8 protein-coding genes are annotated in these 13,034 nt (G+C 54.3%); 4 read left to right on the forward strand and 4 right to left on the reverse strand.

Annotated features, from left to right (window positions below; genetic code table 11):
* The 4 genes from GGR91_RS04765 to GGR91_RS04780 form a co-directional block, all read left to right on the forward strand.
* A partial coding sequence (locus tag GGR91_RS04765) for a calcium-binding protein (protein WP_281370182.1) occupies window positions 1-1,479 on the forward strand: 1,479 nt, incomplete at its 5' end.
* Complete coding sequence (locus GGR91_RS04770) at window positions 1,479-3,299, forward strand: HlyD family efflux transporter periplasmic adaptor subunit (RefSeq protein ID WP_183940555.1); 1,821 nt, start codon at window positions 1,479-1,481, stop codon at window positions 3,297-3,299. The genes GGR91_RS04765 and GGR91_RS04770, both read left to right, overlap by 1 nt.
* 127 nt (window positions 3,300-3,426) lie before the next feature.
* On the forward strand, window positions 3,427-5,445 hold the full coding sequence (locus GGR91_RS04775) for a site-2 protease family protein (RefSeq protein WP_183940557.1): 2,019 nt from the start codon (window positions 3,427-3,429) through the stop codon (window positions 5,443-5,445).
* Window positions 5,445-7,424 carry a preprotein translocase subunit SecA gene (locus GGR91_RS04780; protein WP_183940559.1) on the forward strand — a complete coding sequence of 660 codons (1,980 nt, stop codon included), beginning with the start codon at window positions 5,445-5,447 and terminating at the stop codon, window positions 7,422-7,424. The genes GGR91_RS04775 and GGR91_RS04780 overlap by 1 nt, the downstream gene beginning before the upstream one ends.
* 48 nt (window positions 7,425-7,472) lie before the next feature.
* Here GGR91_RS04780 and GGR91_RS04785 read toward each other — a convergent pair whose 3' ends face one another.
* From GGR91_RS04785 to katG, 4 genes are all read right to left on the reverse strand, one after another.
* Complete coding sequence (locus tag GGR91_RS04785; protein ID WP_183940561.1) at window positions 7,473-8,375, reverse strand: methyltransferase; 903 nt, start codon at window positions 8,373-8,375, stop codon at window positions 7,473-7,475.
* A gap of 128 nt (window positions 8,376-8,503) precedes the next feature.
* On the reverse strand, window positions 8,504-8,950 hold the full coding sequence (locus tag GGR91_RS04790; RefSeq protein ID WP_183940563.1) for a nucleoside/nucleotide kinase family protein: 447 nt from the start codon (window positions 8,948-8,950) through the stop codon (window positions 8,504-8,506).
* 1,271 nt (window positions 8,951-10,221) lie between these two features.
* Entirely contained in the window at window positions 10,222-10,611 is a 390-nt protein-coding gene (locus GGR91_RS04795) for a c-type cytochrome (protein WP_322788769.1), read from the reverse strand.
* Between the two features lie 63 nt (window positions 10,612-10,674).
* Window positions 10,675-12,888, reverse strand: coding sequence for a catalase/peroxidase HPI (katG, locus tag GGR91_RS04800; RefSeq protein ID WP_183940565.1), 2,214 nt, complete (start codon window positions 12,886-12,888; stop codon window positions 10,675-10,677).
* Between the last annotated feature and the right edge of the window lie 146 nt (window positions 12,889-13,034).

Consider the following 13,034-nt stretch of genomic DNA (forward strand, 5'->3'; position numbering starts at 1 on the left):
GTGCTTGCAGGCTTTGGCGCAGACCGTGTCGAGACGCTTGGCGGCGTAGATGTGGTGCTGGGCGATAATGGCACGGTACGCTTTGATGAAGCTGGTCGTTTAGTTTCAATGTTCAGTCGCAATTTGCACCTAGGCGGCAATGATGGGATTAATGTCGGTGACGGCACCAACTTGGTTATCGCAGGCTTTGGCGCAGATCGCGTATCGAGCGGTGTTGGCGACACCACAGCGATTGGCGATAACGGGGAGATTTTGTTCGCTGCTGGCGTGCGCAGCAGGGTCCGTTCGACCGACGATAGCCCATCCACCGCCGGTGACGACAGAATTGCTATGGGCACCGGCAGGAGCGAGGCCATCGGTGGCTATGGTGCCGATACGATTAGTAACCGTGGCGGCGAGACGGTGATCATCGGTGACGATGGAACAATTCAAAATGATGCTGCTGGGCGCTATGTTTTTGCGATTACTGGAGATGCACGGCGCGGAGGTAATGACTCAGTATCGGGCGGCATTGATCGCGACGTGATCTTGGGAGGCTTTGGTGCTGATAAGCTAGCAGGTGGCGCCGGTAACGACGTGATGTTTGGCGATGCCGCGCGCATTGTTCGGACGGACGAGCGCATTGTAATTGAGGCAATGGATCTTTTTACGGGTGATGACGACATCCTCAATAGCGGGTCGGGCAACGATTACTTGGTGGGTGCGGACGGGAATGACGTGTTCCATGCCGACCTTGGTGACGACATAATGCTGGGCGAATATGGCCGTATGCAATTCGCTGTCGCAGAAGATGGCAGCGAGAAGGCGCTGTCTGTTGTAACCTTGGCGGCGGGACGTTTGGATCTCCAGCGCAGCGAGATGTTGGCGCTTTACCGAGCCGAAAACCGCCCGAACGCCGATTTTGTGCGCTCTGATAATAATGGAGAATATAAGCCGGTATCGCCTGCCACGATCGCAGATTTGGCTTCGGCCATCGCTATGCCCGGCGCTACTCCTACTTACGAAGCGTTTTGGAAAAAGTTTCAATATGTTCTAGATGTTGATGCCGACTGGCGGGGCGCATCATTCGGCAATAATGAGCTGGACATCACCGGCGACATTCAGGATGAGCCTGTGGCGCCTGAACGGGTTGAAAGTGCTGCGGCGTCTACGTCCAAATTGGGGGATGGCAAATCCAAGTCCACTGAATCCAGATTGGAAAATGTGGAGCAACGAATCCGACGTCGCGTCTCGAGGCCTCAGATGCAGGCGGATAGCCCGTTGCACGAGAGCGACGTACTTGCCGTCGGTGTTGCAGCCGGAATATTGCCCTTGGCTGTTAGCAGCGCGGTGCGAGACGGTGAGGGCAGTGCGCGCAAGAAATTGCAGAGCCTCTCCCTTCGGCGTCAACTGAAAAAGATACGACGGTGGGTTGATGTAGCAAATCCGCCGAAGACCGGGGACGCGCGTGAAAAAGAGAATTGCGAGTTGATATTATAATGAGAGAAGAAAACGTCGTTCAAGGGGCGCTTCCTCCTGCTCAGCTGGGTGTTGACGAGACGCTGAGCGTACAAGTCCAGAACTGGTTGGAAGTACAATGTAGCCAGATACCGACTGCGCTTGGCGGGTTGGTGATGTTGGTCGACGCAGAGGGTTTGCAGCCTGAAGCGCTGTGGCCTGATGCAAAGGCCGTTGAGCCCTTGCTTGATTTGAGCGAACGAGCCGGCGCACGCCGCGAAGGCCTTATTGCGCCGCTGCCTTCGTCGGATGGTTTTGGAATCGCGTGGCCTCTCATGGAGGATGGGAGTCTCATCGCGGTTGCTGCGTTAGCGATTGAGGTAGGCGATGACGCCGCTTTGCAAACGATAATGCGTCAGCTGCAATGGGGCGCAGCTGGTCTGCAATTACTGATCGTGCAAAATTTGTCGGGTTATGCGCGTGATCGAGCGAATGCGCTGGCCGCGAGCGTTGACCTCTTGGCAGAGGTGCTCGCTGCGTCACGCTTTGACGCAGCTGCGATGGCGCTGGTCACCTCCATAGCAACGCGGCTAGGCGCTGATCGGGGGAGCCTTGGGCTTTTAGAAGGAGAGGTTATCAAAGTTGCTCACGTTTCGCATTCCGCCCAAGTGGGAGATTCAGTCAGTCTGATCCAGCGGATCGAAGCTGCAATGGAGGAAGTGGTCGATCAACGTCTACCCATCGCGATACCCATGATTCAGCGTGATGATGAGGCGCCAATACGCATCGCTCACGAACGCCTTGTTCTCCAAGAGCGCGGAGCTATCATGACGATCCCACTGTTTCAGGATGGCATTGCTGTAGGTGCTTTGACGGTCGAGCGGCCGTCATATTTCCCGTTTTCGTCCGCTGAAATGAAAATTTTAGAAAGTGTGGCGGCTCTAGCCGTTACGGCTTTGCTCGATAAGAAACGAAGTGACCAACCGTTGGCGCGTCGCGCATTGCGCGAGCTGCGCGAGGCAACCGAGCGCGTGATGGGACGAGATCGCAAGGAACGTAGGATTGCCGCTGCGCTGGCGCTGGTGTTGGTAGTCGCCGCTCTTTTGGCACCCGGAACGGATCGCGTTTCTGCTTATGCGCAGATTGAACCACGGCAGCAGATTATTTTGGCGGCGCCCTTTGATGGTTACGTGCGCAGCGCATCGTCCAGAGCTGGCGATCCTGTAAAGCGCGGAGCAGTTATTGCGGTACTGGACGATAGTGATTTGCTGCTTGAGCGAGCTCGATGGGAGAGCCAGGTTAACCGATATGGCGGCGAGTTCCAAGACGCCAGCGCAACCCAAGATCGGGTTCAGATCAATGCTAGTTCGGCCGAACGCGACGAAGCACAGGCGCAGTTCGATCTGGCCAACGCCTTTCTGATGCGGTCTGTCTTGAAAGCGCCATTCGATGCGGTACTGGTTTCTGGCGATCTCAGCCAGCGCATTGGCGCTGCGGTTACGAAGGGCGAGGAATTATTTAGGATTGCACCGCGTGGTGCATTTCGCGTCGACTTGCGGATACCCGAAAGCCGCATTGCGGATATGCGGCCTGGACAACGTGGATTGCTCCACTTGTCTTCTCTGCCGTCTCAGCCGTTCCGATTTACCGTCGGGAACATAACTCCGCGGACGTTGGCTGATGGTGGTGAAACCTATTTCATCGTTGAGGCAATGCTTGATTCCCGCCAGTCGCTGGCCGTCTTGCAGCCCGGAATGAAAGGCGTGGCAAAAGTCGTTGTCGGCCGAGGTTGGTTATTGGGTATCTGGACACGCGACATTAGTAACTGGCTGCGGCTGAAACTCTGGACTTTGTTCGGGTAACATGTCGGTTTCCTTGTTCAGTTCCAGTTGGTATCGGGTGGCCGATCTTAAACCCCGTTTGCGCCGTCATTCAGCGTTGCACCGACATATGTATCGAGACCGTGTATGGTATGTTTTGCAAGACCGTATGAACGGACAGTTCCACCGCTTTACCCCCGAAGCTTACGAGTTGATCGGGCGGATGGATGGCAAACGCAGCTTACAAGAAATCTGGGAGGAAGCTTCCGCCGTCCTTGGTGATCATGTGCCTACACAGCAGGACGTGATCGATCTTGTCGGGCAACTATATCACGCAAACGCGATTCAGGCAGATCGGAATGCCGATGTGGCGGAAATGTATAGTCGCAGAAACCGCGCCAAGCGTCAGCGTTTGATACAAAAACTTATGTCACCTTTTGGTCTGAAGGTGCCTTTGTGGGATCCAGACCCATTTTTGGAACGTACGAAACATTTTGTGATGCCAATCTTTGGCACGACTGGTCTGGCGATCTGGCTGGCAACTGTTGTCGCCGGTTTGGTTCTGGCAATAATCAACGCATCCGCATTCTTCCACAACGTTGCCGACAAGGTCTTAGCTTTAGAAAATGTGCTAATGATCGTGCTGATTTACCCGCTCGTGAAGGCTATACATGAGCTGGGCCATGCCTATGCAGTGAAGCGGTGGGGCGGCGAAGTTCGGGAAATCGGTCTGATGTTCCTGATTTTTTATCCTGTTCCTTACACGGACGCATCGGACGCTACGTCCTTTCGTGACAAGCGCCAGCGTATTTTGGTGGGCGCGGCGGGCATCATGGTCGAACTGTTCCTCGCGTCTGTAGCGATGTTTGTCTGGGTGCTTGTTGAGCCGGGAGTGGTGCGGGCCGTTGCTGCTAATGTGATACTTCTTGCCGGGGTTTCGACTCCTCTGTTCAACGGTAACCCCTTGCTGCGTTTTGACGCATATTATGTGCTGTCGGACGCAATTGAGATTCCGAATTTGGCTAAGCGTAGTACGGGTCAAATCGCTTATCTGGTCAAACGCTACGCGCTTCGACTGAAGAACGTCGCTTCGCCAGCATGGTCGGATAAGGAGGCGGCGTGGCTCGCCGCATACGCCGTCCTATCCTTTGCGTATCGCATTTTCATTCTGCTGGCGGTCTCCTTTGCAGTAACGTCGCAATATGCGGTTCTAGGTGGGTTAATTGCTTGTTGGGCGATTTACATGACAGTGATTGGCCCGCTGATACGAATTGTGCGCGCGCCACAGACCGATAGCGGAATGCGGCAGGCTCAAGGTAGAATATATGCCATCGGGGCAGGGGCTTTGGCGGTCCTGCTCATATTGTTGTTCGTGATACCCATGCCCTATTCGACACGGGCGCAAGGGATTGTTTGGGTAGAAGATCAGGCGATTGTTCGCGCAGGCGATGATGGGTTTCTAAAATCCATTGAGGCTGTGCCCGGGTCCCAAGTTAGAGTGGGCCAGTCGCTAGTCACATTGGATAATCCGATAGCCAGCGCACGGCTTACTATGTTGGGAGCGCAAAGGGATTATGCGCAGCAACAGCTGCTCGCGGCGTATGATCGCCCGGATCAAGCGTTGGTGCAAAGCGGCAGCTTGGAGGTACTTGATACGGAGCAGAGAATTGCCAGCGAGCGTGCGGACGGATTGCGCCCGCGCAGCGCTATGGCCGGCGAATTTCTGTTACCAGGTGCAAATGATGCCATGGGTAAATATTACAAACGCGGAGAACGGATCGGCTTCATTGCAGATCCACGTCACATGATTGTCGTACTTTTGGTGCCCGAAGAGGATATCGTGCCCATTCGCAGAAAAGGCACGGACATCGCTGTACGCTTCGTTACGCAGGCGAGTAACCCCGTAAACGGACGTATCGTCCGCATTACCCCAGAACCACAGGACACATTGCCCAGTGCGGTCCTTTCGACCGATGGCGGGGGTCTGTTTGCGCCGGATCCACGCGCGAAAGATGGTTTAAAAACCTTCAACAGATTCTACCGTGTCGATGTAGTTGTGCCCGACCTTCGCCGTCACCGGGTCGAAGAACGTGTGTTTGGCCGGTTTCAACACAAATGGGAACCTATCGGCTATCGCTGGTCACGTAGCTTGCGGCGGATGTTTTTGGCAGGTTTAGGGTCAGCCTAATGCGGCACCCCGATCGACTTGCGCGAAGCATTTTGGAACGGCCACAGCGGACCCCTCTTAAGGAAGGAATTTTTCATACGCTGGTCCATGGCGGATATGGCATTTGGCGCCGCGCGTGGACTCGAAATAATTCGCAACTATCTGCAGTAGTCACCACTATATTGGAGGTAGGCGCTGCACTGGAGACGCTGAATGACGAGGAGTTTGATGACCATGTGGCACGGTTACGGCTCGAGCTGCTAACTCGTCCCAATGCGACAGCAGCTTTGGTGGATGCATTCGCTGCGATCCAAGAGGCCGCCTACAGGACGATTGGCCAGCGGCCTTATCCCAGCCAATTATTCGGCGCGATCGCCGTTTATCATGGCGAAATCGCCGAAATGCAAACCGGAGAAGGCAAAACCCTCACCGCTGTTTTACCTGCGGCAGCGGCAGCATTGGCTGGAATTCCTGTCCACGTTTTGACGGTGAATGACTATCTTGCCGCACGTGATGCCGAAAACCTAGGCCCCGTTTATCGTCGCCTTGGGTTGTCCGTTGGGTTGGTAGTGCAGGATAGTTCGCGTGAACAGCGGCGGGCTGCTTATGCATGTGATGTCGTATATTGTTCAAACAAAGAGATCGCCTTTGATTATATGCGCGATAGCCTTGTATTTGGTCATTCGGACCATGCCTTGCTACGCCACGCGGCTAGACTAAAGTGCGATGAGACTATGGACCGAGCGTTGACGTTGCGAGGGCTGCACTTTGCGATTGTCGACGAAGCCGATAGCGTTCTGCTGGATGAAGCGCGAACGCCGCTGGTCATATCTGGCACAAACCAACGCAATCGTCAGGAAACGAAAATTTATGCACAAGCGTTGGAGATTGCCGACGCGATGGAAGAAGAAGTTCACTTTCATGTGCGCACGCTCACACGGCAACTTGAGATGACCGCGCTTGGCGAGACAAGGACGGATGATCTCGCAGCATCACTGGGGCCCGCATGGGCAGGACGGATGCGGCGCAGGGAACTCGTCCGCTCGGCGTTGGTCGCTCGCCACTTATTGAATCAGGATGCGCATTATTTGGTACGCGACGACAAAATAATCATTATCGATGATAATACAGGGCGTCCGATGCCGGACCGCAACTGGGAACAAGGTCTTCACCAACTGGTTGAAATCAAAGAGGGCGTAACGCCCACAGCAACTTGGGATCCGGTTGCACGAATGACCCTGCAAAGGTTCTTTCGAATGTACCATCACATCGGTGGAATGACAGGCACGGCGCGGGAAGTTGCAGGCGAATTATGGGGCACATATGATCTAGTCGCCCGCAAAATCCCCACAAACCGTGCATCACGCCTAGAATATTTGGGCGCTATTGTCGCCGACAGCATTACCGAAAAATGGTGGAGAGTTAAGGAACGCGCGGTACATTTGCAGGCCCAAGGACGTCCCGTACTTATTGGAACAAATACGGTAGGAGCCTCTGAGCAGCTGAGTGAAGTGCTGACAGCCGCTGGGTGTGTTCACCGGGTCCTCAACGCTCGGCAAGACAGGCAAGAGGCGGATATCATAGCGGAGGCCGGCGCGCAGGGAGCGGTCACCATTGCGACGAACATGGCTGGGCGCGGTACGGACATTATACTTGCCGATACGGTGCGCGACGCAGGCGGGCTCCACATCATCCTCACAGAACTGCATGAGTCCGCCAGGCTTGACCGACAATTTTTCGGTCGCGCTGGCCGGCAAGGCGATCCTGGTACTTATGAAATCATAGCGTCGCTGGAGGATGAAATTCTCGTCCGCAACGTTCCGCGCATAGCAGCACGATTGGCTGCGATGGCGGAAAGCGACTATCGGGCGCGGGTGGCTATTGCTGTGATGCGATTTGTGCAGTGGCGGATGGGACGGCTGCATACTCGGACGCGCGCGGATTTACTCCGCATGGACGAATATGAGGCGACTAGCTTGGCATTTGCGGGGCGTAACTGATCGTGCTCGATGTAACTGACTGTGAACCGCTTTTAGGCCGCTTAAACCTTAGTGCTTTATAGCCTGCGTGAGGTAGAAGGGCATATCGAGCTCGATTTGCTCTTGCTGAATAGATGTCATGCCTAAATTGTCCAATATTTCAGCATATAGCCGAGGGGGTCGCAATACATGCATGAACATGAGGTTCGGCAGATCGTAAAAAGCTGGCATCGCGGCGTCGAATGTAAACGGGGTGCGTTCGAAAATAGCAATCCGGCCGCCAGTTTTTAGGGACTCCACGGCTTTACTCAGAAATACAGCGATGTCGCGGTCGGGCCAGTCGTGCAATACGGATTTGAAAAGAATGAGGTCTGCTCCCTCGGGTAACGGGTCGTGACGCAAGTCGCCTTCCACAAAGGTGACCATATGCGTTCCCAACCCATCTCCGTTTTGCATATCCCGGCCAATGTCGCACACCACTGGTAGGTCGAAAACTTGCGCTCGGCAGTCGGACCACGCGCCACATAGGGCGTGTGCCAGTACGCCGCCGTTTCCACCAACATCTATGATGTGTTTCGTTGCGCCTTGTTCCAGAAGTTTCAGTAATCCGTCCGCCTCATACCGCGACAGGACACTTAACAAACGCACCCACCGTTCAGTCGCGGCGCGGTTCTCGTCGGAGCGGTGCTTGGCTCTGTCATAACGGAACAGGTCGAATGTTGCCGATTGGGCCATGAAATCTTCGCCGGTACCAAGCAGAGCCGCGGTCAACTCCGTGAAATCGGGCAGAACAATCGCCGCCAACTCCAGCCTTGTTTCGAGCAAGTCCCGCCACTCGAGGACGGCACGGAATCGCGGCGAAAGATGCATGGCGGATTCTGTGACGTCCACAATTCCCGCCTGCTTCAACCCAGCCGCGATGAATGATTTGCCTGCTGGAGCAAACGCATAGCGTCGGCTGAGTTCTGCCATGGAAAGCGGTCCGACAGCAAGCCGATCTATGACACCGGCTTGCAGCGCTGTGGCGAGCACTTTTGCACTCATCACGTCGCGCAGAAAGAATGCTGTTTCGCGAAACGGTAGCGACGGACAACTGTTCATCAAGTTATCAACTTCATTACAGTGTCAGCGAGGACGGACAAGGGCAGGCGTCCATCGAGTACATGATCTGCCCTCGGGCGCACTATCCTGTGTTGATGCTCAAGCACCCGCCGTGTGACTTTGAGATATTGTGTAAGATAGCCCTGAAACCATGCCGGCGGCGGCGGGGTGTTTTGGTGGTAAAGCGCTAAAAAATTTCGTGCCATTGCGATATCAAACGGAATGTCGATCCAGAACAGCGTATCCAGCAGTGCAGCCGAGCCCGCATGCGCTCTCCCGAGCGGAGCCTCGATTAATGCGACTTCAACCGGCGATGTGCCAGTTTTCAATGTTGCCAGCGCGTCGCAGAATCTCGAAACGTCCATCAAATTGAAATCGCCGCCGGCGTCAAGCCAAGCATCCAACTGCAGTGAGGCTAGGGTTTCGGGACCAGAAAAATCATCCATAGCAAGTGCTGTCGCATCCGGTAGGCGTTGCAGCAGTCCATTAATAAGTGAAGATTTTCCGGAGCCAGGCGGCCCAGCAAAAGCAATTAAGCGACGAGGGGATATCATGATGGTTGGAGGTTAAGTGGCTTTTCATATTTTGTCAGGTTCTTTTATTAGGAGAATTGGCACGTGAGATGGAAGTTCCCCTTGAAGCGGGAGTTTCCGATACAGTTGTTCAGAAATCTCAGTTGGGGGACCCTGCAAAAAATTGGTTCCTATCTTGCCGCCAGTGTGGAGAGGGTAGCTATCGCTGCCGATTATCATCGAAAGGCAGACCGATTGGAGGTGAGGGAGCTGGAACCAAGGAACCACGTGTGGCCGCTGAATCTCAAATGCAATTATCGTAATTCGAACTTTCGTTCGGTCTATCGTGGACCAATGAGGTCGGTTTGCGAGTGTAGTGAAGCAAGAGGCGCGAAGAACTATCCGTGCTTAAACACAAGCAAATTGTACTACAAAAAATGCTACAAAATGCACATACAAATGGCGTTTAATGCGTTGATATATATGAAAATATAATGTCAGGATTCGTTTCCAGCCCTGTCCGCCATTTTGTGCATCTAAGTAATTGTTTTATAACAATCTTAATTCTTGTCTTCGGCAAATTTCTTTTCCATGCCAGCCGTTGCGTTGTCCGCCATGCCTGATATATTTGCCTTTTCAGCAAAACAGGTAAACTCTCGATCTGTACTGTTTGCAGGGTTTCAAAATGCCTCGATCAGAATAGACTGGAAGGGTTGGGAGCGTATTCCCGTTTCGACCTAAGAACACATAAGACGCTGGTTGCAAGTTAACGACTTGTTGCCATCGGCGGCATACCTCGCGGGGAGGGTGGTCAAAAATTCCTACGTACTGTTGCCGCTGTTGTACAATCGGTTAGTGAATCGTTCGACCAGGCTCTTTGCAACCAGTTGCAAAATCGGATCATCGCAGTGGCACTGTCCACCTATGGCATGGCTGCTTATGCGGAGAAAACGTGAAGCCGGCTCCCATATCCTATTGTGAATTAGCGATTCTTATACCTCACGAATTTACCGACTGTTGCGTTGTGAAGTTTCGCAGGGGGCAGCTTTTACCCTCACTTTGGTACATTTAGGTGGTACAGTTAGCGGTCAATGCAATGAGATAAGATGCTGATAAATTTATGTAATATGAACGTTGCGAAGTGTCCCTATCTCTCCGCCAATTTATTTGGCGCTTTTTTCAACGGTTTTGACTTAGTCACAGCATCATAAAGTCAGCAGATAGGTGACGACCTGTTCACGGGCTTTGCGTTCTTGAATGCCGTTAAAGGGCATTTTGGTGCCGGGGACCGTTTTCCTTGGATCGGTTAACCACCGGTCGAGCGTTTTGGCGTTCCACGTTAGTCCAGACGCCTTGAGTGCGGGGCTGTAGGCATATCCTGCAAGCGTGCCAGCGCGGCGGCCGCTGACGCCGTGTAGGCTAGGGCCGAAGGCTGTCTTCCCAACCTGTGTCGAATGACAGCCAGCGCATACCGCAAATGCGGGTGGACGCGCTTGCTGTGCCGTCGCCGGGCTAAATAACGGGGTTGCCGCCAAAAATAGGGGAAACGTGGCAAGAGCCACTGATAGCGGGAAATAGCGCACGCTTAGCCTCACCAGTTAAGTTGATAGATAAAAAAAGGCGACGGCAGAATGTCCCGCCGTCGCCTTCAATTTGGGTTATTGGAAGCGATCTGCGTCCATGACCTTCGTCCATGCCGCGATGAAATCGGCCACGAACTTTTCTTTCGCATCATCCGAAGCATATACTTCGGCGACGGCACGCAGCTCGGAATTCGACCCGAAAACGAGGTCGACCGGTGTTGCGGTCCACTTGGCCGCACCGGTTGCCCGGTCTTTGCCTTCATACAGTCCCGCATTCGTCGCCGACTTCGCCCATACGGTGTCCATGGACAGCAGGTTGGTAAAGAAGTCGTTGGTCAGCGTGCCTGGCTTGCTGGTGAAGACACCGGCAGTCGAACCGCTCGCATTTGCACCCAGAACGCGCATACCGCCGACCAACACGGTCGTTTCTGCAACGGTCAGGCCAAGCAAGTCCGCCTTATCGATCAGCGCTTCGGTTGGACCGAAATAGGAATCTGATGCAAAATAGTTACGGAAACCGTCGGCTTTTGGTTGCAGCTGGTTGAACGATTCCACATCGGTTTGGTCCTGTCCGGCGTCGACCCGTCCAGCCTTGAACGGAACGGTGACGTCTTGTCCAGCGGCCTTTGCAGCTTGTTCGATGGCCGCATTACCGCCAAGTACGATCAAGTCAGCGATGCTAACCTGCTGGCCGCCCTTTGCGCCCTTGTTGAACGCAGTGCGGACGGTTTCGAGCTTGGCTATAACCTTGCTGACTTCGGCAGGGTCATTGACGGCCCAATCCTTCTGCGGCGCAAGACGCAGACGGCCACCATTGGCTCCGCCGCGCATATCGGTTGAACGGAAGGTTGATGCCGATGCCCATGCTGTCCGCACAAGTTCGGCGGTCGTTAGGCCTGAAGCCAAAATGCTGGTCTTCAACTGAACGATATCCTCAGCACCGATGGTGGCATAATTCGCCTTCGGCAGCGGATCCTGCCACTTCAAGGTCACTTTTGGCGCGTCCTTGCCGAGATAACGGGCTTGCGGCCCCATGTCGCGGTGGGTGAGCTTGAACCATGCCTGTGCAAACGCGTCCGCAAACTCTTGCGGATTTTTCTGCCAGCGCTTCGTAATCTTCCGGAATCCGGGGTCTTCACGCAATGCAATGTCGGTTGTGAACATGATTGGTGCATGACGCACGTCAGGACGATGTGCGTCTGGAACCATGTTCGCAGCCGATGGGTCGGTTGGTATCCACTGTACGGCGCCAGCAGGGCTTTTCGTCTTCACCCATTCAAAGCCGTAAAGATTATCCAGATACTGCGTGGTGAACGCGATTGGGTTGGACGTCCACGCACCTTCAAGTCCGCTGGAAATGGTATCTTCCGAATGGCCTTTGCCGCATTTGTTGGTCCAGCCCAAGCCTTGCTGTTCAATGGGCGCCACGCCGGGGTCGCCGGCAACGCACTCTTCCGGCTTCTTTGCACCATGTGCTTTTCCAAAGGTGTGGCCACCCGCGATCAGCGCAGCTGTTTCGGCGTCGTTCATTGCCATCGCGCCAAATGCTCGGCGAATATCTTGAGCCGCGGCGAGGGGATCAGGAACGCCGTTTGGACCTTCTGGGTTGACGTAGATCAGACCCATCTGCGTTGCCGCCAATGGACCCTTCAAATTGCCCTTTGCGTCGCGGCGTTGGTCCGTCAACAATTTGGTTTCAGGGCCCCAGAACACAAGATCAGGCTGCCATGTGTCGACGCGACCGCCAGCAAAGCCAAGAGTTTTGAAGCCCATATCTTCCATGGCCACATTTCCGGAGAGAACCATCAGGTCGCCCCATGAAAGTTTACGGCCGTATTTTTGCTTGATTGGCCATACCAAGCGGCGTGCCTTGTCGAGGTTTACGTTATCTGGCCAAGAATTAAGCGGTTCAAAGCGCATTTCGCCACCGTCAGATCCACCACGACCGTCGCCGGTGCGATAGGTGCCGGCGCTGTGCCATGCCATGCGGATGAAGAACGGACCATAATGGCCATAATCAGATGGCCACCAAGGCTGCGATGTTTTTAGGACTTTGCGGATGTCTGCCTTGACGGCGTCAAGATCGAGTGTGGCAAATTCGGCCGCATAGTTGAAGTCGTCGCCATAAGGGTTCGCGCGCGCTTCATTTTGGCGCAGTGCGGTCAAGTCGACCTTCTTTGGCCACCATTCCGCTTTTGCTTCGGCCGTTTCGGCATGTGCCGCAGATGCGAGGGCCACTGGTGATGTGGCGGCAAGCAACGCGACTAGGGCGATGTTGCGTATTTTCATGAATAAGTTCTCCCGTTTAACCGTGGACACCCTTTTTGGTGTATGATGCAGTTACTGGCGATGCGTCGCCAAGCCCAACGAGATTGATTTGTCACAATAATCGACTGCGTTGATGATACCGACCAGAAGAGACAACCCGAGAAGGG

Origin of the sequence: Sphingorhabdus rigui, from assembly GCF_014196595.1 — a bacterium.
Taxonomy (GTDB): Bacteria; Pseudomonadota; Alphaproteobacteria; order Sphingomonadales; family Sphingomonadaceae; genus Sphingorhabdus_B; species Sphingorhabdus_B rigui.